The organism is Dapis purpurea BLCC-M126, assembly GCF_050015975.1.
In the GTDB taxonomy this organism is placed as follows: Bacteria; Cyanobacteriota; Cyanobacteriia; order Cyanobacteriales; family Microcoleaceae; genus Trichodesmium.
Map to the genome: position 1 here is coordinate 1 of NZ_JBNHER010000149.1, position 26,320 is coordinate 26,320.

Sequence of the window (26,320 nt, forward strand, 5' to 3'; positions counted from 1 at the left end):
CCTAACTCCTAGCTAACGCGCATATTTATAAAGATACGCTTAGGGGTTCTATAGTGAATTGGTATAACTTATAGTAATTTAGTAATATGATTTCTAGATGAATGGTTATAAATAATTAGCTAGAAGTCAGAAGGCAGAAAGGGTAGTTCTAAAGATATCAGGATGTTGGTTAGTACATCCCTTAAATTATCAAAAGATAGACTAGCAAAATCATTAGTTGTTTATCACTGTCTATAATATGATATATAACGCAAAAATTTACCGAAAAATTAAGGTATAAAGTCTCCCCATTCATGGAGAAAAAGCGGTCAAGGTATGGCGAGGTTTATTCGCCATATCCAATCGAACAATAGAAGAAAAAAACTTTTTAGCCAATCTTTCTATTCCAGAAGAGGTAATTATTAATTGTTAATTGTTGAACACCCTCTACTTAGTGAGTTAAATACCCATTATTCTAAGACATATTGATCGCAAAATTTAATTTTTACCGAAATATTGTGGTTTAAAGCCTCTCCTTTTAAGGGGATAATAAATAACAATTTTCCTGTTCGTCAATACTCTCCTTGAAAAGAAGAGGTAATTCTCAATTGTTGAATAAGTATTTAGCTAGCTCAAAATCGGTTTTTAGCTAGTTCATAAATAATGAATATACACTTATCATGGTCAAGGTCAGTTTTTCCCCATACTTTTAATTCTATTTAAATTTATTAATTCCTTTTTCCTGCTTATCAGACAATTAATTAATAGGTAATAGCTAATAACGTAGTTCAGACTTAGGAGGCTAGTTGACAGCTTAATGCTTAAAATTTCTAAATAATTATTTTATCTGAAATATATTTAGACAAAAAAAGAATTGACTCTTAAAAAAAGCCAATTAGTATATGATATATCTAGTGTAGAGAAATATAAAAATATTCAAAGATTAACTGGTAATGAAAAGAAGAAATTATTAGGAAAAGTAATCAATATCAAAATCAAAGGTTTTCCAAAACATAATAAAGTTAAAGTCAACTCATACCAAATTTATACATAGATAGTTACAGTCAAAAAGAGAATAGGAAATAGGGAATAGGCAAAAACTTCATACAAAATTCATGTATAGATATTACACTAGGCATTTAGGTTAGAAGATTAGTAAATCTTTTTTGCGGAGCATTTCTGTACCGAAAACTTAGTCAGAGATAACTTTTAATTTTTGATTTGCCCATAGCGCTATAGTTACAATAAAATAGTCTGGAAAACTATTATAAATTTGTGTATTCTTTTTGCTATCATTTCTACAGTTAATACTAAATCCGATTACTAAAGATAATTTATGCTAAATCAAGTTAAACTATCTCCCTATTTCCTCTGCACTCTATACTCCTCATCTACATAGAACAATACTCAATAAACCGGATTTAGTATCATATCTTGTTATGCAAAGTTAAAGATATATAAAAACCAATCCAATTTTACAGACTAAAAGTTTTTTGCTTATCTTAATTCAAGCAGGTTTAGCTTGAGATTTTTTTTCTAACAAACCCCTAATTGAAGATTTTTCAATCAACCCAATTAATACACCATTTTCACCAATAACAGTTAACTGATTAATTTGCTTTTGTTCTAACAAAGAAACTACTTCTAATAGGGAAGTTTGAGCATTTACAGCCTCAATTTTTGTTACAGATTTCATTAATTCTTTTACCTGAACCAAAGGCCATTCTGAAGTATTAACTATTTTCAAATCATCAACATTAATTACTCCTAATAAGTGCCCTGATTCATCTGTAACTAAAAACTCCTTTCTACTTTCTTTTCCAATAATATATTCATTCACAAATTCTCGCAAAGACAGATTTTCTGAAACAATTGGACTATTAGCAACAATAGCATCTACAGCAGTTAAATCCGCAAGCGCACCTTGAATTTCTCCATATTGGGCAGAACGACCAGCATTTTGTAGGAGAAATAAACCAATAAGAATATTCCAAAAATTAGGAAAGCTACTAAATAAAAAAGTGGGAATTAAACCAGAAATTATTGCCAACCAACCAAATCCTTGACCTACTCTACTCGCAAAAATAATTCCTTTGTAAGGGTTATTAGTAATTTTCCAAACAATAGATTTAAGGATATTACCACCATCAAGAGGTAAGCCGGGAATTAAGTTAAATAATGCTAGAGCTAGGTTTATATAAGCTAAGAGTTGAATAATTGATCCTACTGGTCCGGTAATGGGTGTAAAAATATTAATTGCTGTGAATAAACCAAATAATACTAGACTGACTAAAGGACCCGCAATTGCTACCCAAAATGCTTCTGCTGGTGTTTTTGATTCTCTATCTAAACTAGCTAAACCTCCAAATAGAAATAGGGTAATTGATTTTACTTCTATTCCTTGAGATAGAGCAACAAAACTATGTCCTAACTCATGAGCTAAGACAGAGGAGAATAACAATAATGCTGTTATTAATCCTAGTATCCAAGGTAAAATCCCAGCCAATTCTTGAGGAAATTGAGTTGCTAGGTTACCACCATAAGTTAAAGTAAGGAGACCTAAGACTAGAAACCAGGATGAGTTGATGTAAAATGGTATGCCAAATAGGTTACCGACACGAAAAGATCCATTCATAAGTTTATCCTCTTAATTTAATCTTTGAGTTAAGGTTAATTTTTACCTCTTTGAAATCCACATATTCACTGTAACAAAATGTAAATAACCTTTGTTGTTTCTTGATATAGTGGTATCCCTCCCTTTATGTTCGGTCATAGGAAAATTAACTAAATTATTTTCCGAGAAAATTTACCATATTTTATCACAACATATAGCTTCTTCCAATTGAGTAAACTACAGAACTTAGGATGTGCAGACTGAAATAATAATTATATGTGAATTCTGAATTAATATAGGTTTTATATCAATTTGATCAACATGGGTTACTAATACTGGATATTGATTATAAATAGCTGTTTTTTCTATCAAAATTATTGATATTATTTACTATAATTTTAGCTATTTAGATATAGTCTGTATGGAAAAATATTTGGAGCTATTTGCCTAAAAATATCCCTATGATTTCCACCCTCATCCAATTAGATAATTGGTCTCTACATCAAAATTTAAATATGTCAATTATTGAAAATACAATTTTTTTATTTTAACCAGCTTACTCTGCAGAGTTAAATCCAATAGAAAGATTATGATTATAAATACAAAGAAAATTAAAATGGGAAGTATTTGATAATTTAGATGAATTCAGAAAAAGGTTAAGATCTATAATTATAGGATTAATTTCTCAGATAATATAATCTATAATAGGATAAAATTTTATTTTACTAAAGGCTGGAATTTTATACCAAATTAACCCCTAATTTGTAACATATTCACCTATGGTTTATGTCTAAATTTTCAAATTTTAAATGTCTAAAGTCTTCCCATTTTAAGGAGACAAAAAAAATATTGAATCTAATATTTCAAGCCTCTAATTTCAACCGGAGGTACTGATAAATGATAACTAAAATGACTTTGTTTAATTGTATATAAAATAAAAATCAGTAGTAAATATAATAATAGTTTTTTATGAAGAATCAACCATTATGGATAGCTTTGCTGAGTGGGGGAATAACTACGATCGTAACTGCTATTGTAACACTGGTTTATCCGCCTAATTTGACGATCAAAACTCATCATAATTATGCCCTCGCCTGTACAGCAGGAATAACCAGTTTTTTCACAACATTTAGCTTAGGTATGATAACTGCCCAAAAACTCCGTTCTTCAACTAATAGGTTAGAGAATTATCTAGAAGGTATTTATGAAGGAAACTATAATCTTAGGATTCCTATTTATACTAATGATGAATTAAAGGATTTGAGTGAAAAATTTAATTCTATGGCTGATATGATTTGTAATCTTCTAATTAATATTAAAATTCAGGAGAAAAATAGTGAAAAGGATAAAGAAAAAATTGCCAGTCAAGTTATAAAATTGTTAGATAAAGTAGATGCTGCTGCCCATGGTCAACTCAATCTAAAAATTAAGGTTAGATGTGAAGAATTGGGAATAATTTCTTATTGCTTTAATATGACTATAGACAAGTTTACGCAACTTGTTAAGAAACTAGATTATGCTGGTCAAAAAGTTGATATCATAGGGACAGATAGCCAAACTACTTTTAAAAACTTATCCTTAGAAAGTCAGTATCAAGTAGAAGAAATAGCTTCTTTTATCAACACCCTAGAAGTAATAATTGATTCTTTTTATCAAAGAGCATACATAGCCTGGGAAGCTGAACAAGTTGCTCAAGAAATTAGTAGTTATGCTTCCACAAGTTGCCTGGAAATAGATCAGATGTTAAATGAAATTATGGCAGCACATATCTTAATTTCAGAAATAAATCAAAAAGTCAAAAGATTTGCTGAGTATAATTATGATTTAAACAAAATCCAATCTTTGATTTTTCAAATTAATACTCACAGTGAAATTTTGTTAGTAAATACTGATATTTGTGCTTCTAGAAAAACTAGCAATGAAGATATAGTAAAAATAGCAGAAGAATTGCAATATCTGGCAAATAATTGGGAATTAGTAAAGAAAAAATTAGAATATTTTAAATGCAAGATTCAAAGTTTAAATCTGACTATTTCTGAGAATAATCTAGCGTTAGCGAAATCACAGCCTAAAAAATTGGGAGAAGAAGTTAAGCGAGGGCTAACTAAAATTGTTCAGAAAGTCTATAAATTTAATAACTATATAGATAATGTTGCTTCTTGGGGAGAAAATCAGGTAAATAATCTGCAAAAACTCACAGATTTTTTACAAATTATTCACGAGAAAAATATTGCTCAAGCACAGTTAACAAAAGAAGTATATAGCTCCTTACAAACATTATTAAGTATTGCAGAGAGTTTGTCAGAATCAGTAGAAGATTTTCGTTTAGAAAAAACAGAATAATTAGTGATTAAGGCAAAACTTACCACTGGCTACAGACAAAAATTTCATACTGTCAGAGATATATCTATGATTTAAGTATCGAGCATTTTTACCCTATCATTGTTGGTTATACTTGAGAAAACAAAAATGTTGTTAAGACCCCTCAAAAGCTTCATTATGTTTTATAAAATTTTGAGTAAGGAAAACCCCAATATTGTTTGCAAACCATTCTGAAAACATAGCAACGTCTGTGTGGGATAAATCCTGGTCTTAACCATTAGGTGTGGCTTGATTTTTTGCCTACTTTATCTAATACAATAAAAATTCGGGCATAAATTAAATGGTTCAAAAAAGTATCGGTTTTTTGACAGTAACTTTCTTAAGTTTAGGTCTAGTGACTGCTAATTCAGCAGAAGCAATTACTTTCAACTTACATTGGAGTGGGCAAACTCTAGGCTATCAATTAAAAGGAAGTTTTAGCTATGATGAAAATCAAGTTAACGATGATGGAATTGTTCGCAAAGAAGATTTAACTTCCTTTGATATTGCTTTTATTGATTCCGATGGTAATATTTTCAAGGAATTTGTTGATAATCACTTAACCACTTCTGATTTTAACTTCAATTTTAATCCCAAAACTAAGCAAATTTTGCAAACAGGATTTTCGGAACAACCAGACGGTATTAGTATTGGTGGTGAGAAAAGAAAAGGAGTTAATTTCTTTTCCAGCCCTAATCCAATAACTAACCTATTTCCCGATGATAATCCTAGTCCCCATGTACATTTAACCGACTGGGGTAATGAGTTTCCTGAGTTACCCAAAGGGTTTAAGAGAGGGGCTAGAGAGCACTTGGATATTGCTTTTTTAACTCGCACAACGGCTGAAGTTCTAGGTGATCCTAATGCAGGTGAGGAACTCGGACAAGGTTTAATTGCTACTCAAGTCCCAGAACCTAGTGTAATTTGGGGGTTAGGAGTGTTAGGTTTAGCTTTAACTTTCCTGGCGGGAAGTCCCGCGCTCTCCATCCCCCCTAACCCCCCGTGCATAGGGGGGAGGAGAGCGGAGGGATGGGAAAGCCAGGGCCAGGGTTCGGATACCTTCATAAGCTAAACGTTCATATAATTTAAGACACAAGCTAGGAGAATTTTGTTATTATCAATGTAAACACAGGGGGAGGACATCACCTCTGTCTAAACAGCGGTCAGGGTTTCCCAGACTGAAGAATCCCTATAGGTCCCGTAAGGGCAACGTCGGGAGTATGTCAAGCCTCAAGCACAAACTAAAATTAAAAATTGGCAGTAAGTTCATTACTGCCCCTCTTTGAAAGGCTATGCTTTACCCATAAGCCTTATAAGCATTGCAGGGTTAGGAGTGTGGGGAGATGTTTTAAGTAGCTAGTCAGAGTTGGCAAATGGTGAAATTGCGTTATTCACTTTTAGTCCTCTTTCCTAGATATGAGAAATGGCAGGTTTGTCTTCTATTCCCCCTATCCTGTCAGGAATTTGATCTTATGTAGGTAAAACATAGCTTTGAAAGGCATGGCTGTTTCATTATCTCAAAAAAAAGAGAGAAATATATTAAATATGGGGATAGCTCAAAATTTTTTTTTAACCAAAATTTTTATTATTTAAGCTAATTGAAGCAGATATTTAGTCAGAGCAATTTATTCCTTTTCTAAGCTGTATTGCTTGCTTTTCCTGGGGAATACTTTGCAGACAGCAGTCGTACCTATATTTATATCAGGCAAGCGATCGCTCAGACCAACTACCAGAATTTCCCAAAATTCATAACTACAGAAAATCCAACGAAAAAGTGACTATTTTCCAAGGTGAAATTTCACAACTCTTACTCTCAAAGTCAACTAATTGTTCGCTAATATCTTGCTCTAACAAATTCATAACTTTTCCTATCCCTAAACCAGCATCACATTCCAAATTTAACTTTGCCTCTTTTCCCAAACATTCATAACATCTGAAAATCCAACGTTGATTATCCTCTGACCGTTTCAATGCCATCAAAATTAAGTTGTCAGTTTCCCAACCTAAAAAACGATAAGTTTGTGGCAACTTTCCATGGGATTTTTCCTTAGTAATCAAAGGCATTACCTTGACAAGCAAAGGCATATTTAATTCATAACCTCGTTGCACAGTTCCAGCATTTTCCCAACTTCCAATATGAGGATAAATAGCATAAGTAAATTCGTGAATTCCTACATCTGCTTCCGAGTCTGGCCAAGTCGAACCTCTCAATAAAGTTAAACGTAATTCATCTGGTTTTGCATCATATCCATATTTACAGTCATTCAATAAACTTACTCCATAATTATCTTTAGTAATATCTGCCCAATTTAAAGCAGGAACTTCCCATTTTGCTTTTTCTCTTTCTGTCTGAGGTTTAGTAGTTCTCTTAATTGCTCCGCAAGGAATTTCATAAGTAGCAAAATCTGCTTCTATATTTATGGGAAAAGCTGCTTTAACTAAAGTATGTTTTTCCTGCCAATTTACCCAACTTTTAATTTTTAGTATTGGCGAACCAATTTCCAAAATGTAATCTTGACGAAACTCAGAATTACCTATTTTTCTGATTACCCGCAGACAACTTTTTAATTCTCCCTGTTCTATCCAAGAAATATCCATTAATTTTGCTGGAGGTAAAGGATGTTGCTGATAATTAGGATCGATATTCCAAGCATCCCAATATTGACCTTCATCACGAAAAGCTTGTAGTTTATTTCCTTCTGGTTTCCTCAGAATTTCCCGTTGATTAATCTTGTCAAAAATACTCTCAAGATTTCCTGTTGTTCCCTCTACCTTTACCCGTAATAAATCGTTCTCTAAAACCCATTTTTCCCTTTCTAAACTAACAGTATTGACATTTTTTATTTTTTTTGATATCTTCTGTGTATACTTGGTTATACTTGTGTCTATATATAGTTTATCCCCCAAATCTGAAAATCCAGAACATAACCAAAACACACGATAACCAACTCCAGGTACGTCAGAAGCGACAAACAGTAAATTGTTATCCGAGACCTGAGAAGTAAGTATTTGCCCGACATTATCATAAACTCGCCAGTCATCATTACTGCTCTTCAGAGAGGTTAGATATTCGGAGTTAGGTCTTAGGGAAGAGACAGGAGAAAAAGAAGATTCAGAAATTATTTCTCCTCCTTTTCCTCCTTGTCTTCCTTGTCTCCCTCCTGTATCCTCATCCCCCCGCTCCCTAAAATTCTTTTTTGCGGGAGGCGCTGGCAAAGCAACCGAAACTAATTCCGACCTCTGCCAATTAAGAGAATTAAATACAATCACCGGATAAACCATCCGACTAGGAAAAGCATCCAAAGGAAAAGGCGGCGAAACATTAATATTAGTTGCAACCCTCCCCATAGCCTCCGCCAAAATTTCTTTACCTAACCTTTCCACCTCCCGCCAATTATTATTAGCATCTACATAAACTTCCGGGATAGCCGAACCAGGCAAAATATCGTGAAACTGATTAAACAAAACCAATTTCCAAGCCATCTCCAAATCATTCTTTCGATAACAACTACCAGTCAAAATTGAAGCAAAAACAGAAAACAACTCCGCCTGGTACAACAAATTTTCACAACGGCGGTTCCATCTTTTTTGATCTGCATGAGTTGTATAACATCCTCGATGAAATTCTAGATAAAGTTCATCCCCCCAAATAGGAAAATTACCTAAATTTTCCTCTACTAACTCAATCAAAAAATTCTCAGAAGTCGAAAATTCCAACACAGGAAAAAAACCAGACTCTTGCCATCTTTTACTTACCTCCAACATATCCCGAGTTGGACCTCCACCATGGTCTCCCACACCAGGCAACCACAAAACATTTTTATTCCCAGTTTTTGTCAACCATTCGCAAGCGTAATTTGCCATTTTTACAGGTTCAATACTTTCTCCTATCGGCGGTAACATCAAACTTAAAATTTGACTTTTATCAGGAGCTTCCCACCAAAAAATCTCAAAAGGAAACTCCGTTAAATCATTCCAATGTAACTTCTGAGTAGCAAAATATTTGATATTTCCTCCTTGCAGAATTTGTGGAAGTTGCCAACAGAAACCAAAAGTATCTGGTAACCAAGCTATAGGAGAAAATTTGCCAAATTTTTCCCAAACATAATTTTGACCGTATAAAACTTGTCTAATTATTGATTCTCCTCCGACTGTATTTAATTCTGGTTCCACCCATAAACCTGCAGCGACTTCCCATTTGCCTAACTCAACTTGTCGTTTAATTCTATTAAATATATCTGGTCGATTTTTTTCTATCCATTCATATAGTGCCGGAGTCGAATGACAGAAAATAAGTTCGGGAAAATCTTCTTGTAAATTCAGTACAGATGTGAAAGTTCGTTGCGCAGCTTCCCAAGTTTCTTTCACATCCCATAACCAAGCTAAATCTAGATGAGCATGACCTAATAATTTGATTTTTAAACTATTAATATAGTTGTCAGAAATTTTAGTTATTTCCGAGTGGAGATTTAGTAGTGATCGCTCAAACTTTTCTTTATCTCCAACTGCCTGCCAATCTATCAAGCTGACAGATTTTTTTATTATGTCTAAGTTTAAGTAGCTATCAGATTCTACTTTAGTCAAATATTCGAGCAAAATTTCTAATCTATCCGCCATAAAACCAGGGTCTAGCTGATAATTTTCCAGATTTTCATAGACACACCAAGACTTTACCAAAGCACCTCGGTCATGTTCCGGACTTACCAATTTAATGCCAAGAATAAAAGTTTCTCCAACTACTGCCTTTCGACTCAGCAAAATTCGACTCGAACAGTCAAACAAATCTCCCGTTTGTACTAACTTACCATTCACATAAATTTCCGCAGATTCAGCCCACCAAGTCAAACCCAATCGTAAAGATAAGCCAGTTAAAAAATAATCATTTAAATGTGGAGGAATTATCAATTTTTGCCCTAGCCATAAAACCTGTTTGCCTTTTTCCCAAGCAATATGTTTTCTTTCATTTGTTGTAGCTAATTTCCAAGCATCTAAATTTTTAAGTGCAGTAATAGGTATATCCTCTTGCCAATATCGCCATTTCTTTTGAATATTTACTTGCGTTAATTTTCTAAGTTGCTGAATTGTTGTAGAAATTTCTGGAATTGAAAATTGCATAAAATTTTGATTTACTGATTTAGCGAGAATGAGTATCCATGATCAAACTAGATTCAGATTATCATTTTTTTCTCCTCTGCTTAATTTTAAGAAGAATCTCTCCAACCACCGCCGTTTGACTGAGAAAAATTCTGCTGGAAAATCAAATTAACCTGATGAAGTTAGCATGAGCATCCAGAGTTTTTTTGACTTAAGAAAATTTGACTTAACCAGTCAAATAAATCTCTAAATATTTGCCCTATCAAGTCAAAGCTATTCCACAAAAGTACTGACAAAAATCTCTGAGAATTATTGATATGTTGCCCTCACCAGAAAATATATTAATTTGATAGTCAAACCAGATGTTTTATATGATGATTTTTGTCAAAATCATCAAAAAATGGAGAAAATGCTAATTCCCTAATGAAGTTACTATGAGTATCCAGAGCTTCTTTTGACTTAAGATATCAAACTAGGTTTTAATTTTTTCTTCTGCTACCTAATTTTCCTCAAAGTTTCTCTAACCAAAAACTTAAGAAAATTTGACTTAACCAGTCAAATAAATCTCTAAATATTTGCCCTATCAAGTCAAAGCTATTCCACAAAAGTACTGACAAAAATCTCTGAGAATTATTGATATGTTGCCCTCACCAGAAAATATATTAATTTGATAGTCAAACCAGATGTTTTATATGATGATTTTTGTCAAAATCATCAAAAAATGGAGAAAATGCTAATTCCCTAATGAAGTTACTATGAGTATCCAGAGCTTCTTTTGACTTAAGATATCAAACTAGGTTTTAATTTTTTCTTCTGCTACCTAATTTTCCTCAAAGTTTCTCTAACCAAAAACTTAAGAAAATTTGACTTAACCAGTCAAATAAATCTCTAAATATTTGCCCTATCAAGTCAAAGCTATTCCACAAAAGTACTGACAAAAATCTCTGAGAATTATTGATATGTTGCCCTCACCAGAAAATATATTAATTTGATAGTCAAACCAGATGTTTTATATGATGATTTTTGTCAAAATCATCAAAAAATGGAGAAAATGCTAATTCCCTAATGAAGTTACTATGAGTATCCAGAGCTTCTTTTGACTTAAGATATCAAACTAGGTTTTAATTTTTTCTTCTGCTACCTAATTTTCCTCAAAGTTTCTCTAACCAAAAACTTAAGAAAATTTGACTTAACCAGTCAAATAAATCTCTAAATATTTGCCCTATCAAGTCAAAGCTATTCCACAAAAGTACTGACAAAAATCTCTGAGAATTATTGATATGTTGCCCTCACCAGAAAATATATTAATTTGATAGTCAAACCAGATGTTTTATATGATGATTTTTGTCAAAATCATCAAAAAATGGAGAAAATGCTAATTCCCTAATGAAGTTACTATGAGTATCCAGAGCTTCTTTTGACTTAAGATATCAAACTAGGTTTTAATTTTTTCTTCTGCTACCTAATTTTCCTCAAAGTTTCTCTAACCAAAAACTTAAGAAAATTTGACTTAACCAGTCAAATAAATCTCTAAATATTTGCCCTATCAAGTCAAAGCTATTCCACAAAAGTACTGACAAAAATCTCTGAGAATTATTGATATGTTGCCCTCACCAGAAAATATATTAATTTGATAGTCAAACCAGATGTTTTATATGATGATTTTTGTCAAAATCATCAAAAAATGGAGAAAATGCTAATTCCCTAATGAAGTTACTATGAGTATCCAGAGCTCTTTTTGACTTGAGATATTAAACTAGATTATAATTTTTCTCCCATACCTAATTTTCATAAAAGTCTCTCTAACCACTACCTTTAAACCTTACTATTTATATAAATTGCCACTAATTTAGTAGATAAAATTCCACTAAAGAATCAATATTACCAAGCTAAAAAATAACTATTCAATTACGAATTAATTCCCACTTTTTGCTCCAACTATAAAATATCTTTACCTTATCTTCCCAGCAATATACTTGATCTGATTTGTAACAGTTATAGTGGTTTCAAATAAAAATGAGACAGTAAAATTTATAACCTTAAAGGATTAAACTAAAGTTAAATGTATCAAGATTAACTTATAGCGGTTTTCACAAAGGTAGACTACAAAACTTCTTCCTTTTTCCTTTAAACCCAAATCTCTGTACTCTATTTCAATGAAAACTGCTATAAATCACCAGAGCTCAGAACTATCTAAATTATGAAGTGCCGTCATAAGTATCTTCCCTCAACAAGAGCGCCATTGTTTTTAAATATCTACTTGAGTTAATTTTATGAGTTTCTCAACTGCTGTGGAAAATTAAAATTAGATGATTTTCTGATATAGTTAAATTAAGTATCCATAGCTTTTTCTTTAGAAACTTAAAACTAGAACTCATGTTGTAATTTTTTCGATTGTGCATCAGTAAAGTGTGGGATAAGTAAGTCGGGCTGGTCAATAATCATCTAAAAGCACTGAATAATGTGAGTTTTGAGGATTTTTGTCGGGAAAAAAGTGCAAATTTTTCAGCTTTTAAGACCAAAAAGTTAGGACGAAAGGCAGACTTGCACAATAAAGATACAGGTACAATTATTCTTCCTACTTCCCACCCTTCCCACACTTCCTTAACGCACTACCATTTTTTCCTGTTGCAAAAGCTTTTTTATTACCTCCGTCAATTCCTAGTTAAATTGTTCCATTTTCCCTGAAGCAATGTAAAAGGTATATTTTTTGTTTTTAAAGTAAACTCTGGAAAATTAATTAATTTATCTAATATCTAAGTAAAAATGACTTCAAGTCCTTATAAAAGTAAAGTATTAAATTTTGTTGCAGCAAAATATAGGCAAATATTAACTCGAAGCGATGCTACCTTGCGTCATTTAAAATTTGCAGTTACCAACACAGTTCAATTGTTACTTTATCCTGTATATGTGTTGCTACAAACTTCTCGCCTAGCACTCAAACAACTACGACAAACAACCAAAAGGGATATACCACAAATAACAGAAAAAGTCAATAAAAATCATAAAAATCCTGACCAACCTATTCAGGAAATATCAGTAATTTCAACACAAACCTATCCTGGGCTATTACAACCCTCAAACCCTGAACCTCTCGTTAAAATACAGTCGGAAGTTTTATCAGGATTAGATATTGCAGAAAATTATAAAGTCTCAGACATTTCGACCGGAGTCAAACAAAAAAATACTCTAATATTAGAACCAGCCAAGATAGAAAAAAAAGTCTCATTAAAGCTTCAACCTTGTGCAGAACTTGTACCAATGTTTGGACCTTTAGGAGGGATATGGCAAATTATGGCTTGGGTACAAAACAGTAAAATTGCCTTGTGCTTCAATTTGTTTGAGGAATCAAATATAGCTTTCGACCAAAATAAACTAAAACATGACAATTTATGTTTTGCTACTTATCATAGTCAGGCATTATTGTCAAGTTCAAATCTAACTTTCAGTGACTTTATTCATAATTTAGGCAAACGGTATTTATACCCAATTACTAAAGGTTTAGGATTAAATGGTTTACTACCACCTTTTGAAATAGAAGAAGAATGGCAACTTGAGTCATTGTTAGAAGCAGAACTAGGCCAAGAAAATCAACAAAAGCCTTTAGCTACGCAACATAAAAACCCAAGAGTTGCCCCATTAGTATCACCATCTCAACCAGGAACATTTCAGTTAGCCACCTCTTTAACAACCAAACCTGTAATTAACCCAGAAGGTGTAGAAAAATTAGGAGAAGAGAAAAATTTCCCTTTACATCAGGATCTTTGTCAGCAGACTATCTTAACTTCTAATAATTCTGCCAAAAACAAAAAAGAGGCGATCGCATTCAAAGAAGTTTTGAGAGATATAGATGGACATATAATTGAACAAAGCGGTAATTATAGCATAAACAGTACCAAAACATCTTTTCAAACTTATAATTCACAAAGTAGACCCAAACACCAACCAAAGTGGTTAGAAGTAGAATCAGTTTCAGTAGGGTATGTCAAACATCCCCTAGAAATAATATTGGGATGGGTAGATGTGATTATGACTTGGCTAGAAAAAATATTTGTACAGGTATGGCAATTGTGTCAACAAAAGTTGAAAAATTTTTGACAAATGATTGTGGTAAAATGAGTCAACATTTAGATATGATAAGAAAGTTGTAGATATTTGATCGAAAAAATTCGGTCTGAAACCCCATCCCTTTAGGAGAAATAATAAATGCTGACTTTGAAAATAGTTGTTAATATCGTTGTCCTATTCTTTGTCTTGTTATTTATTTTTGGATTCTTATCCAATGACCCCGCACGGAACCCCAGTGGTCGGGACATGGAGTAAACCTGTATCAAAATTCTAGCTTTTATGCCGAAGCTACCCTATATTGAAAAATATCAATTAGGGATTAGCCCTAGCGTTAAAGCTATAGAGAAGAAGGGAAAAACTCTCTCACTCAAATTGAAAATATTGAATATGAAATTGTGGCTCCTCCAAAGAAGGCAAATAAATCCTGATATTGTGGGAGCGTAACTCAGCCTGGAAGTCCACTTATATTATGTAGTGTTACGTTCCAGGCTAATTTTTGACATAATTTACAGAATATGGTAATTAGTATAAGTCCGTATTAAGCGAAGCTCTTTAAAGAGACTCTGTAGTTAACTTTTAACTCTGAAGTCAATTGATATTGTGTCAAATTTCTAGCTCTTAAGTTTATGATGAACTCTAATCTTTAAATCTCGTGAACTTAGTATTTCTATCCGAAATATGTCCTACCCCCTGCCACCTCCAGAAATACCTCCCATTGTTCAAACCCTGCCTTCAGTCTCTGTAGTCCAGTCTGTTACAGAGGTACCACAGGAACTATCTACTCCAAATCAAAATCAATCGAGTCCAACGTTAAAATTAAACCAGGTTCCGGAGGAAATTAGAATATCTGCAAAGAACACTTTCTTCGGGGAAGAGTTCAGAGAAACTGTATTGTACAAACTCCCTCAAATTACCTCAACTTTTAACCACACTCAGAAAGTCGGTCCAATTCATACAACCTCAGCCAATCTTGGAGCACCAATAGAAATAGATATATCATCAGCACAGAGAATTTCTACTCTCGAAAGCCAAATCAATTCAGGTAGAAAACAAACATTCTCCTCCACCTCCTTCTCAGATTTATCAGAATATGCTGTGACTGAAAAAGAAGCTCAAAGTACTCAACAAACATACTCAATCAATGTCAATAATAGTAGAAAGATATTAGAACGTTTTAGTAGCACAAAACAACCAATTCCATCAAAATTTCAGATAGGGCAAACTATTAGAGAAAACAATACCCCAGAACTACCAAATCTTCCCCAAGACCAACAACCCATTGGCGAAACTGACACTCCAGAATTAGAAGACAAAAAAGAAAGAACCCCTATTCCCATACCAGAAGCAGAATCTCAAACTCAAGACTCAGACAAAAAAACAGAGAATAGACAACCTATTCAAATACCTTTACCAGCAGATGTAGTCGAAGTAACTGCAGATCGCCAAGAATATAACGAGCAACGGCAACTTATTACCGCAGAAGGTAAAGTAACAGTGCGATTTAGTCAAGGAGTAGTTAGTGCAGACAAAGTACAAGTTAACCTAACAACTCGTCAACTCCTAGCCACAGGAAATGCTGTCTTTTCTCAAAGAGAACAAGTCTTGCTTGGGGAGCGCATGGAATACAACTTTGCTCTCGACAAAGGATTAATTGAACAAGCAAGTGGAATTATTTTTGTCGGAAACGCAGAAGAGAACTTGTCATCATCCCTACCCACCACAGAAGGAGTAGGAGCATTACAGCCAAGATCATTAAGCGATAGCATTACCGCTACTCAACCTCCAACAAAAGTCAAAGCTACTGGAACTGCAAAATTTACATTCGAGCCTAAACTAGAAGCACCAGAGCAGTCAGGAACAGTTAACCGACTACGCTTTGAAGCTGATCGTCTCAACTTATTAGGTGCAGGTACATGGGAAGCAATAAATCTCAGACTAACCAATGACCCGTTTTCACCCCCAGAGGTAGAATTAAGGTCAGCTCGCGCTACACTTAGACCCTTATCTCCCTTTCAGGATGAACTGATAACGAAAAAATCCCGGTTAGTATTTGACCAACGTTTTAGTTTGCCACTATTTCGCGAACGAACAGTTATTGATCGCCAGCAACGAGACCCGCTCCCAATTCAAATTGGTTATGACCAAGATGATCGAGGTGGTTTATTTGTTGAAAGTACATTTGAACCTTTTGTTCCAGGTCCTTTACAAATTAGGCTAACTCCTCAATACTACTTGGAAAGAGCATTTTTTGGTGGTGGTGAAGACGACTCCCCCATAGATGGTAACGTTGTTGGTCTCAAAGCCTCTGTCAATGGTGCCATAACACCCACGACTCAACTAGAAGGGCGAGCTACATTTCTCACATTTAAAGATTTTCCCGACTTAGAGGAAGATGACTTTCGAGGTAGCGTTCGACTCAGACAATCATTCCAAGGTTACAATTTAACAGGAGAGTATAGTTATCGCGATCGCTTATTTAATGGCAGTTTAGGATTTCAAACTGTTCACAGTAGTGCAGGCGTTGTTCTTACTTCTCCCCTAATACCAATAGGTAAAACTGGTGCCCAACTTAGTTTTCAGACTGGGTATCAAGTTGTGAATGCGAGAACAGATCGTCGGGAGTTGTTAACCGATCTCCAACCATTTGAACCTCTACCCGATGATGATGATGATGATGATAGCGACCCTAAATCGCGAGCTGACCTAGGTCGTTTCCAGAGTGTAGTATCTTTGAGATACCCACTAACTATCTGGAGTGGCGAACCATTACCCGCTACCCCAACTCAGGGTTTGAAATATACCAGCAAACCAGTAGTTCCATTTCTGCAAATGGTCTTAGGACTTACAGGCGCTACTAGCCTTTATAGTAATGATGAAGACCAATCTTTTGTGCGTGGGAGTCTTGGGTTTACTGGGCAGTTTGGGCATTTTTCCAGAGACTTTTTTGATTATACTGGATTTAACTTAACTTATAGCCAGACAGGTCTGAGCGGTCAGTCGCCTTTTTTCTTTGACCGCGTTGAAGATACAAATGTCCTTTTGTTTGGTTTCGTCCAACAGATTTATAAAGGTTTTCGGGTTGGCTACCAGAGTGGTCTCAACTTAGAAAATGGTGATATTCTTGACGATAGAATTACATTAGAATATAGTCGTCGTACTTATGGAGTAGTATTAAGTTTTAGTCCCAGACGACGAACTGGTACATTTAGTCTCCGGATCAGCGACTTTAACTGGCAGGGTGGTACAACTCCTTTCTCTGGGGAAGATGTTCGACCTGTTGGTGGTGGTGTGGTTCGTTAATCATTTAAAGAAGAAGTTCAACAATTAATAATTAATAATTACCTCTTCTTATAAATAAGAGGATTGACCAAGAAAAGAAAAAATTTTCCCTACCGCGTCAATCCTCTTCCTTTTAGAGAGAGGTAATTATCAATTATTCATTATAAATTATCAATTATCAATTATTGAAAGAGGAGCTTCGCTAATGCTAACGCTTTTCATGTCGCGTTTGCTTTAGCATTCCGCAGGAAAGCGAAACGCAAACGACCGCTTTTTCTCCATAAATGGAGAGGCTTTATACCTGAATTTTTCTCTAAAGTATTAATTTGTAGTTTTGCTCTAGCCTGCTCAATATCTATCAGTTGCTCAATAAGTATTCAAGCAAACATGATATGACTTACGCGTAGCACTATAGCATTCATCATTACCGATCTTGAATTATGAAATAGTCCAAACAAAGGAATATTAATAATCAACCAACTTTGTTCTTCCTTCTTTCTCCTTCGTTCTGCTATATTATCTATTAGGCAAAAATCAAAGACCAATGACAGAACAGTCATCTATATCTACTTTAGCAGAGGCTTTGTTAACAAAGTATGATTTTGACCTTGGTAGTGAAACTTCCGAGCAGCTTATTGCTCGTTGGCAGAACAACTATCAAGTTGAGTGGCTTTCTTTAGCAGTTATTGAAGCATTATATCTTGGACGTTACAAAGCTATCTCTGTCCAGCAAATATTGACATTATGGGAACGTCGTGGTCAGCCTATTTACCATTTCAACTCTGAATTTCAAAATATTATTACTAGAAATATTCTCACAAATTTGACAACTCAGATAGATACTGAGTATTTACAAACAAAAACAAACCCTACCTTTTTAGAAGAGAAACCACCAGATGATTCTAAATTTGTTTCCCTAACCTCTAACCCCTTTAAACCAAACTCAAAAAATAAAGATCAAAATTTGGTGCAGCAGCAACTCCCAGTACAACCAAATCAGTATAAGATAAAACACACTGATTTTTATACTAAACTCAAAGAAGTTGTAAAAAAGAGTCAAGCTGTGCGATCGCACAGCAGTAAACTAGAAGGAGAAAAACAAACACAGTCGTTAGAAGATAAAGAGTAGGAAGTCAGGAGTCGGGAGCAAGATGCTCCCACTAGCCAACAATTCACTAACTTTTTTTGACTCTACGAATTTCCGAGCAAAAAGAAGCCAAAGTAAAACCTGATTTTTTCTTAACCAAACTGGTGCGTAACCGCAAATTAGGTATTAAATACCAGAAACGTTCTTCTGCGTAAAAACCCTCCGACTCCGTAATCAAAGTTAGAACATCATCACTCCCCATAATATAACGACCACTAATTTTTTCCCTGTTACCATTTCCTCTATCTTGCAATAATATACCTTGGTTAGAGTCGTTAGAATTGGGAATAAGTATCAGCATTGTTGAACCTGCATCTTTGACCTGTTCTTTTTTTATTGTACCATTCCAGCTAATCTTCACCCCTATTAAGTCAGTTGCACTGGAGTCAATCTGATTTTGTTCGCACAACTTGATTAATGTAGAGTCAGTTTTTTCCAATATTTCAAAATTCACTTCTGATTTACCTGCTTGCAGTTCCCCAGAAACCAAATTGTGAATTGTGCGTTGGGAAAACCATTCACCAGCACTCAGCTTAAAAAATTCGATAATGTCCATTAACTTGCTAATCTTATTAATTCTGAATCAATACTATATTTTGCACTGATTGGGATTTTGAGTCAAATTTTAATTGTAGCATTTTAGGGAGTAGGGTTCGATAGATATTCTCGCTCTTTGCAAACAAATATTTAAAAAAATTCTTAGTTAATAACTGAAGTCTTGAAAAAGTATCGAATTATTTTTGGATTTTTAGGAATTGGTATTAAATTAATTTTGCCTAGATACTTATCTGAAATACATTAATGTTTGCTACCAAAGATTGATAGGGAGATGGGGAAATTGGTGTATTTGCAGAATGTTTTTCATATTATATTGACGAAAACTTAAGGTCTCAACCCTCCTGCTCTTTTAAGGGGATGAAAAAAAATCAACTTCCGTATTTCATTTAGCCAGAGATACCAATAACTGATAACTGAAATGGAATCAAGTTCGTTTGACTACAATATATTCTTGATTAATGTGGTATATTAAATATAGCCTTCATCTCAAAATAACGAAAAACTGTATAGCTAATCAAATTGCAAACTACTATGAATTGGACTAAAAAGCCACAATTGTAGCGATCGCTATTTCCAAAAACATTAAATTGTGGTAAATAATAAGGTTAAGTTATGATACTAAATTTATTAGGATATACACTAAATCTGGTATAATTTAAGGGTACTAAACTATGCTCATAGAGATATTAACCCTGTTTGCGGGTGCAGGACTAGAACAAGTAACCAGTGTTACATGGCATTCGGTAAGTAAATGGGCAGCAAAGAAGGCTGATGAAAAGAATCAGGTAATACAGACAGCATTAGTAACTTCATACTGTAAAGCTTTGCAAGTAATTCGTAAAGAGTCTCAACAACTACCCCAGTGGAAACAAGAGAAAGCTGCAATTGAAGCTAGATTAACAGAAATGGAGAAAGATGCACTGATTATATTAGATTTAGTGCAGACACAGAAACACAGAATGACTCAGATACCTCAAGGAGGAGAGGAACAAGCGATCTCAAAAACAGTAATGTCTAGACTACAAAGCGAAGATAAATGGCTGAAACACGCTCCCAAAGAATTATATTATTTAGTTGAAACTAAATTAGTATCAATTACAGTCCATCAATTTCGCCACGAACTGAGAACAGAAAGCACAGTCTTTCAAGCCTTAGTCCACGATATGTTAGCCACAGCAGGAGAAGATCTTAATCGTTTGGTTGATGTCACGAATAGTATAGAGAAAAGAGTAGATCAATTCGTCGGAGATTACCTTCAAGATATTGACAGAATTATTGTAGGTATCGGAGGAGCTAACTCCCACTTAGAACAGTTAATATCACTCTTAAGCAAACAGATGAAGCAATGTCAAGCAATACCTGCTGACTTTGCGGCTCTCATAGCAGATAAAACAGAAGGATTTCTCGGACGAGGTTTTGTCTTTGACACTATTGAAAATTTTCTCCAAAATCAATCCAAAGGATATTTGATCATCGAAGCAGATCCAGGAGTAGGCAAAAGTACAATTATTGCCGAATATGTACGTCGCATAGGTTGTGTTGCCTATTTCAATCTATTATCAGAAGGTAGAACTAGGGCTGAAGATTTTCTTAAGAGTGTGTGTACCCAGTTAATTGAAAGGTATAATTTGCCCTATGAACTACCATTACATCCAGATAATACCAGCAATGGGAACTTTCTGTCAAAACTACTGAACGAAATTAGTACCCAACTACTGCCTGGAGAAAAACTCATAATAGCAGTGGATGCTTTGGATGAAGTGGATTTAAGTAGTCAGAGTGGAGCGGCTAATGTCCTATATTTACCAGCAAACTTACCCAATAGAGTATATTTTCTGCTTACTAAGAGATCTGACCCACTACCATTAGTAGTGTCGGCGCCACAGAAAATTTTTGATTTGATGATATATCCTAATGAAAGTTTGGAAGATGTTAAACTATTTATTCGCCTAAGAACAAAGCGTTCAGCAGTTCAAGCATGGATTGAAGCTAGAGGATTAACATTAGAAAAATTTGTTGAATCTATAGCTAGTAAGAGCGAAAATAATTTCATGTATTTAAAATATGTACTTGATGATATTGAGCAAGACAACTATAGAGATATCAGCTTAGAAAGTTTACCCCAAGGTTTAGAGAAATATTATGACCAACATTGGCATAGAATGAAAATGAATGTTAAACCATTGCCAGTTACTAAACTAAAAATTATATATTTCTTAACAAAAACTCGTAAACCTGTATCCTGTGGAATGTTAGCTAAATTTAGTGGAGAAATTTCCTTAGTGGTACAAGAAATATTGGATGAATGGGCGCAATTTCTGCGGATTTATCAAACAGAAGGCAAACCAGTATATAGTATATATCATGCTGCATTTCAAGATTTTCTATACCGTAAAGATATTGTTCAGGAAGTAGAATCATTAATTGAAATTGAAAGTATGGAAAAAAAAATCAAAAATAATTTGTTAGGAATGGTTTATAAAAATGCTTAGTATTGATAAGCTGTACCATTTCATGGAAGTCAAAAATAATATTTTTTGAAGTTAAAAGTTAAAGGTAATATCATGTCCGTTCGTATTGTTTGTGTAAATCTAGCCGTTAATATAGCAATCCTAAATAGGTTATTACAAATTAAAAACTAAATAAAAAAGTTGAAGCTCTTGCCTGTTGACTGTTGCCAGTTAAGTGTTCCCTCAAAAGCAGTAAAATTTTTGCCACAAATAAAATAGGATTGCTATATCTATAGAAAATTTAAGCCTTCTTCCTTCTTCTTACTTCTTACTTCTTACTTCTTCCTTCTTCCTTTATTAAAACTGTAAATTAAAATGGGTGAATTTAGAGAAAACTTAGCTCAACTGCCCCTAGAAGATCAACGTTATCTTTTAGAAACTTTACCTGGTTTTCTAGTCAGTGAATCCGATACAGAACAACTGCATCGCTTACTCACAGATTTTGATTTTCTCGAATCAAGACTATATCTATTCGGAGTAGAATATCTATTAAATGATTATGAGGAAGCTATGCACTCCGATTTCTGGATATCAAGTGAAAAGTTAAAAACCCTAAAATTAATTCAAGGAGCAATTGAACTATCATCTCATATCTTAGTTGAAGATAAAACCCAACTAGCAGGACAACTGTGGGGGCGACTGCTATCTTTTGAAATACCAGAAATTCAGAAAATGCTACAACAGGCAAAATCCTGGAAACTAACCCCCTGGTTAAGACCTACAGCGCCTAGTCTCACACCACCTGGAGGAAGACTATTACGAACTTTTATTGGTCATAGTGGTTGGGTAAATGCAGTAGTTGTTACTCGTGGAGGAATGGTAATTTCTGGTTCCTCAGACAACACTCTTAAGGTTTGGAATCCTGAAACAGGTAAGGAAATTAGTACCATTACTGGTCATACGGCACGAATTAGAGCGATCGCTTTACTAAATGATGAATGGGTGATTTCTGGATCGGATGACTTCACTATCAAAGTCTGGAACCTAGAAACAACAGAAGAATTAGTCACCCTCACAGGTCATACAAGAGCAGTAAGAGCAGTGGCAGCGTTACCAGATGGCAGAGTAATTTCTGGTTCCTCAGACAATACTATTAAAGTCTGGAATCTCGAAACACAAAAGGCAGAAATTACCCTCACAGGTCATCAAGGTTGGGTAAATGCAGTATCAGTATTGTCTGAGACAGAAGTTATTTCAGGTTCATCCGATAATACTCTCAAAATTTGGAATCTGGAAACAGCAGAAGAAATATTTACACTTACAGGTCATACAGGTGGTGTGAGAACTATAACTACACTTCCTGAAAGACAAATAATTTCCGGTTCTTCTGATAATACAGTTAAAGTCTGGAATCTTGATAGCAAAAAAGCAATTTTTACATTCAAAGGTCATACCAAAGGAATAAATGCAGTAGCAGTAACTCCAGATAGTAAACGAATGATTTCGGCAGCTTCCGATAATACTCTCAAAGTATGGAATCTACAAACAGGGGAAGAGTTATTTCCCCTCAAAGGTCATACTGACTCAGTGTATGCAGTTGCAGTTTTGCCAGATGGGCGCTTAATCTCTGGTTCCGATGATTTTACCCTTAAGGTTTGGAGTCTTGATACCTCCGAAGAACTTTCTCCTTTGATTGGACATACTAATAGAGTGAATGCAGCAGTAGTTTTGCCAGAGCAACAAGTTGTTTCTGCTGCTTGGGATCATACAATCAAAATTTGGAATTTGAGCACAACAAAATCAATTTTGACATTTAAAGGTCACACCGATAGGGTGAATTCTGTCGCAGCATTACCAAATAAACGGATTATTTCCGCTTCAGACGATCATACTCTCAAAATTTGGAGTTTGGAAACAGCAGAGGAATTATTGAGTATAGAAGGTGACAATAGATGTATTTTTGCTGTCGCAGTTACACCAGATGGGAAACAAGCGATCGCTTGTTTATCTGACCAAACTCTCAAAATCTGGAGTTTAGAAACATTAGAGGAAGTTTTTACTCTTAGAGGTCATACTGACTGGGTAAGTACAGTTATAGTCACACCAGATGGGAAGCAGGTAATTTCGGGTTCTTTTGACAAAACTATTAAAGTTTGGTGTTTGAAAACTGGAGAGGAAGTTGCTACGTTAGTTGGTCATACTGGGTGGGTAAAGGCGTTAGCAGTCACACCAGATGGGAAGCAGGTAATTTCGGGTTCTTTTGACAAAACTATTAAGGTTTGGTCTTTGGAAACTGAAGAGGAACTATTTAGTTTAACTGGTCATACTGACTGGGTAAGTTCCATTGCAGTTACACCAGATGGCAGTCTGGTGATTTCTGCATCTGATGATAATACTCTAAAAGTTTGGGATTTAGAAACGCGACAGGTAATTGCGGATTTTACTGGGGAGAGTTCCTTGGAGTGTTGCGCTGTGGCAGCAGATGGAGTACAAATTATTGTTGGTGAAGCTTCTGGACGAGTACACTTTTTAAAATTAGAAAGTTAAGTATAGCGCTACGGGCAAATCAGAAGTCAGAAGTAATTGCTGACAATCATTTGAGCATTTATAAATGTCCTAATCTTTGCTTCGACTGCTATACAAAAATCAACTTTTAACTCCCCCGGCGGGAAGTCCCGCGCTCTCCCGTTTCGGCTGTCGCCGACATGAAAGGCGGAGCCTAGCGGCAGCTATTAGGGGAGCGTCGTATGGGAAAGCCGGGCGTTATGTATGTGGTTCGTCCTGATTTTCTATATATTTCTTCAGGACTGAAACACTGACACCACCACAGCTAGCAATAAAGTAAGACTCACTCCAAAAGACAGCTTTGAAATATACCTGGTTGACTTGTTCTGAAAACTCTGTTCTCAGTCGTCTGCTGCTTACAGATTTCAGATTAGTTACAAATTTTGGTAGCTCTAACTGTGGGTAGTATTGAAATAACAAATGTACATGGTCAGGTTCACCATTGAATTCTATGAGCTTACAGTCCCATTTAGTACATAAGTTGTCTACTATTTCTCCTAATCGTTTGAGCATCTCCTGATTGATTACTTTTTTTCTATATTTCGTTACCAAGACTAAGTGAGCTTTCATGTCCGATACGGCTCTACCACTAGATACAAAATCTTTTTTCATAATTATTTAGGCATAGCTGTTGACAATTAGATATACATTCATTATAATAACAGATGTATAGTGCAGGAAGTTAACTCTCTATGCTATTGAAATACAACTACAAACTAAAACCCTGTAAAAGTCAAGCGGTTATTATTGCTAATTGGTTATCCATGGCTAGGAGGCAATACAATTACCGTTTAGCTGAAAGGTTGAAGTGGTTTGAAGCAACGCGCACGCCATTCAAGAATTAAGAATTTAGAATTAAGAATTTAGAATTACCTCTCATTGAAAATAAGAGGATTGACGAACAGGAAAATTTTTATTTATTATCCCCTTAAAAGGGGAGGCTTTAAACCACAATATTTCGGTAAATGCTTTCCCTATAGATGTTTCAGTAGTACCTGTAGAACGAATTTATCAAAATATTCCAGAGTTTAGAGTACAAACGCGCGACGGTAGAAAAAAAGACAGCAATGGTAACCCGATAACAAAGAAAGGAGACAAGCACCCAAATATAGTCAATGGTTATGTTGCCTCGGAAACTGTTCAACTGGCAGATTTAGCACAGACTAAAAAACTATTTCCTGAATATAAGTCTATGCACTCCCAGGTATTGCAAGATATAGAGACTATAACTCGGCACTCCTAATACAGAAAATTGGATTGCTATCAACACAGGGGGAGGGCATCACCTCTGTTAAAACTGCGGTCAGGGCTTCCTTGACTGAAGAATCCCGCGCTCTCCCGTAGGGGAGCGTCGGGAGTATGTCAAGATATTAATAATTTGAGACTATCTGCTATGGAACAAAAAACACAGCTAACACTCGGCAAGGAAGTCAGAAGTTTTTTTGCAACAGGGATTTTGATCACCCCTCCAAAAATAGTTATCCAATCAATGTGGGATGGCGGGACTCAATTATTTTGATAGAAATAGATTTATAATTTTTACTATTGCTTTAATAGTTTTAATGCTTGGATTGCTAGTAAGAAAAAACCTACAGAACCCAATGTTGTAAGAATTTGGGCTACTAAATTAGGTGTTAATATTTCACTCATAACCATAAATACCTATAAAAAACAAACTTATCATCTATGTTATCTCAAATTTACATCATTAAGTAGTTGAGCATAAATAAATTAACAATGGAAAGTTGGTAAAAGGTGTAGCGCTATGCCCAAGTTATATCATGTCCGGTGGCATAGTTATTGTAAGGTAAGGAAGAAGGAATAAGGAAGAAGGTTTAAAAGGTTTAAATACTGGAAAAAACTTAAATTTTCTGTAGATATTCACCCTAGCTTTTACGCAAACGATACCAGCAGACATGATATTAAAAGTTAAAAGTTAACAGTAATCTCTGATTGAATTTTTCCTGGGGAAATGCTCCGAAAACCTTAAAATGAGTAATGCTATATATGTGAGTTAAGATACAAGATATGGCATTGGAGATATCAAGTTATTATATAGAATCTGATGATACAATATTATGTTTATAATTTTATATAGAACCCCTAAGCGTATCTTCATAAATATACGCGTTAGCTACGAGTTAGGAGACAGGAGACAGGAGTTCATTAATTGATAATTGATAATGGATAATTGATAATTACCTC

General features: G+C 34.6%; 13 protein-coding genes. 9 read left to right on the forward strand and 4 right to left on the reverse strand.

Features of this window, described 5'->3' with window-relative positions; genetic code table 11:
* Positions 1-1,486 precede the first annotated feature (1,486 nt).
* Positions 1,487-2,614, reverse strand: a complete 1,128-nt coding sequence (locus ACP6PL_RS13315; protein ID WP_426545746.1) for a site-2 protease family protein — start codon at positions 2,612-2,614, stop codon at positions 1,487-1,489.
* A 948-nt stretch (positions 2,615-3,562) separates the two neighbouring features.
* On the opposite strand from ACP6PL_RS13315, the gene ACP6PL_RS13320 reads away from it, so the two are divergent.
* A complete protein-coding gene (locus ACP6PL_RS13320; RefSeq protein ID WP_426545747.1) occupies positions 3,563-4,936 on the forward strand; it encodes a HAMP domain-containing protein in 1,374 nt (457 codons plus the stop codon).
* A gap of 319 nt (positions 4,937-5,255) precedes the next feature.
* Positions 5,256-6,026: a hypothetical protein gene (locus ACP6PL_RS13325; protein WP_426545748.1), complete on the forward strand. Its 771-nt coding sequence runs from the start codon at positions 5,256-5,258 to the stop codon at positions 6,024-6,026.
* 680 nt (positions 6,027-6,706) lie between these two features.
* Here ACP6PL_RS13325 and ACP6PL_RS13330 read toward each other — a convergent pair.
* Positions 6,707-10,069 carry an alpha-mannosidase gene (locus ACP6PL_RS13330; protein WP_426545749.1) on the reverse strand — a complete coding sequence of 1,121 codons (3,363 nt, stop codon included), beginning with the start codon at positions 10,067-10,069 and terminating at the stop codon, positions 6,707-6,709.
* Between the two features lie 2,745 nt (positions 10,070-12,814).
* On the opposite strand from ACP6PL_RS13330, the gene ACP6PL_RS13335 reads away from it, so the two are divergent.
* The 4 genes from ACP6PL_RS13335 (at position 12,815) to ACP6PL_RS13350 (ending at position 18,524) form a co-directional block, all read left to right on the forward strand.
* On the forward strand, positions 12,815-14,146 hold the full coding sequence (locus ACP6PL_RS13335; protein WP_426545750.1) for a hypothetical protein: 1,332 nt from the start codon (positions 12,815-12,817) through the stop codon (positions 14,144-14,146).
* 108 nt (positions 14,147-14,254) lie between these two features.
* Positions 14,255-14,371 (forward strand): photosystem II reaction center protein I, encoded by a 117-nt coding sequence (locus ACP6PL_RS13340; protein ID WP_011612663.1) that lies wholly within the window; start codon positions 14,255-14,257, stop codon positions 14,369-14,371.
* A 423-nt stretch (positions 14,372-14,794) separates the two neighbouring features.
* Positions 14,795-17,416 carry a DUF3769 domain-containing protein gene (locus ACP6PL_RS13345; protein ID WP_426545751.1) on the forward strand — a complete coding sequence of 874 codons (2,622 nt, stop codon included), beginning with the start codon at positions 14,795-14,797 and terminating at the stop codon, positions 17,414-17,416.
* Between the two features lie 523 nt (positions 17,417-17,939).
* Positions 17,940-18,524 carry a hypothetical protein gene (locus tag ACP6PL_RS13350; protein ID WP_426545752.1) on the forward strand — a complete coding sequence of 195 codons (585 nt, stop codon included), beginning with the start codon at positions 17,940-17,942 and terminating at the stop codon, positions 18,522-18,524.
* A gap of 46 nt (positions 18,525-18,570) precedes the next feature.
* Here the strand turns inward: ACP6PL_RS13350 and ACP6PL_RS13355 are convergent, their stop codons facing one another.
* Positions 18,571-19,098, reverse strand: a complete 528-nt coding sequence (locus tag ACP6PL_RS13355) for a phycobiliprotein lyase (protein ID WP_426545753.1) — start codon at positions 19,096-19,098, stop codon at positions 18,571-18,573.
* Positions 19,099-19,771: 673 nt separating this feature from the next.
* On the opposite strand from ACP6PL_RS13355, the gene ACP6PL_RS13360 reads away from it, so the two are divergent.
* The gene (locus ACP6PL_RS13360; protein ID WP_426545754.1) at positions 19,772-21,592 is read left to right on the forward strand and encodes a P-loop domain-containing protein; all 1,821 of its coding nucleotides are present in this window, start codon (positions 19,772-19,774) and stop codon (positions 21,590-21,592) included.
* A 333-nt stretch (positions 21,593-21,925) separates the two neighbouring features.
* A complete protein-coding gene (locus ACP6PL_RS13365; protein WP_426545755.1) occupies positions 21,926-24,097 on the forward strand; it encodes a hypothetical protein in 2,172 nt (723 codons plus the stop codon).
* 216 nt (positions 24,098-24,313) lie between these two features.
* Here ACP6PL_RS13365 and tnpA read toward each other — a convergent pair whose 3' ends face one another.
* Complete coding sequence (gene tnpA, locus ACP6PL_RS13370) at positions 24,314-24,727, reverse strand: IS200/IS605 family transposase (RefSeq protein ID WP_426545756.1); 414 nt, start codon at positions 24,725-24,727, stop codon at positions 24,314-24,316.
* Positions 24,728-24,807: 80 nt separating this feature from the next.
* Here tnpA and ACP6PL_RS13375 point away from each other — a divergent pair, with 80 nt between their 5' ends.
* Positions 24,808-24,960 (forward strand): helix-turn-helix domain-containing protein, encoded by a 153-nt coding sequence (locus ACP6PL_RS13375; protein WP_426545757.1) that lies wholly within the window; start codon positions 24,808-24,810, stop codon positions 24,958-24,960.
* The last annotated feature ends 1,360 nt before the right edge of the window (positions 24,961-26,320 follow it).

Excerpts from the sequence above, each read along its gene's own strand:
- ACP6PL_RS13315 (WP_426545746.1), bottom strand. The coding sequence starts at position 2,614 with ATGAATGGATCTTTTCGTGTCGGTAACCTATTTGGCATACCATTTTAC.
- ACP6PL_RS13320 (WP_426545747.1), top strand. The coding sequence starts at position 3,563 with ATGAAGAATCAACCATTATGGATAGCTTTGCTGAGTGGGGGAATAACT.
- ACP6PL_RS13325 (WP_426545748.1), top strand. The coding sequence starts at position 5,256 with ATGGTTCAAAAAAGTATCGGTTTTTTGACAGTAACTTTCTTAAGTTTA.
- ACP6PL_RS13330 (WP_426545749.1), bottom strand. The coding sequence starts at position 10,069 with ATGCAATTTTCAATTCCAGAAATTTCTACAACAATTCAGCAACTTAGA.
- ACP6PL_RS13335 (WP_426545750.1), top strand. The coding sequence starts at position 12,815 with ATGACTTCAAGTCCTTATAAAAGTAAAGTATTAAATTTTGTTGCAGCA.
- ACP6PL_RS13340 (WP_011612663.1), top strand. The coding sequence starts at position 14,255 with ATGCTGACTTTGAAAATAGTTGTTAATATCGTTGTCCTATTCTTTGTC.
- ACP6PL_RS13345 (WP_426545751.1), top strand. The coding sequence starts at position 14,795 with ATGTCCTACCCCCTGCCACCTCCAGAAATACCTCCCATTGTTCAAACC.
- ACP6PL_RS13350 (WP_426545752.1), top strand. The coding sequence starts at position 17,940 with ATGACAGAACAGTCATCTATATCTACTTTAGCAGAGGCTTTGTTAACA.
- ACP6PL_RS13355 (WP_426545753.1), bottom strand. The coding sequence starts at position 19,098 with ATGGACATTATCGAATTTTTTAAGCTGAGTGCTGGTGAATGGTTTTCC.
- ACP6PL_RS13360 (WP_426545754.1), top strand. The coding sequence starts at position 19,772 with ATGCTCATAGAGATATTAACCCTGTTTGCGGGTGCAGGACTAGAACAA.
- ACP6PL_RS13365 (WP_426545755.1), top strand. The coding sequence starts at position 21,926 with ATGGGTGAATTTAGAGAAAACTTAGCTCAACTGCCCCTAGAAGATCAA.
- tnpA (WP_426545756.1), bottom strand. The coding sequence starts at position 24,727 with ATGAAAAAAGATTTTGTATCTAGTGGTAGAGCCGTATCGGACATGAAA.
- ACP6PL_RS13375 (WP_426545757.1), top strand. The coding sequence starts at position 24,808 with ATGCTATTGAAATACAACTACAAACTAAAACCCTGTAAAAGTCAAGCG.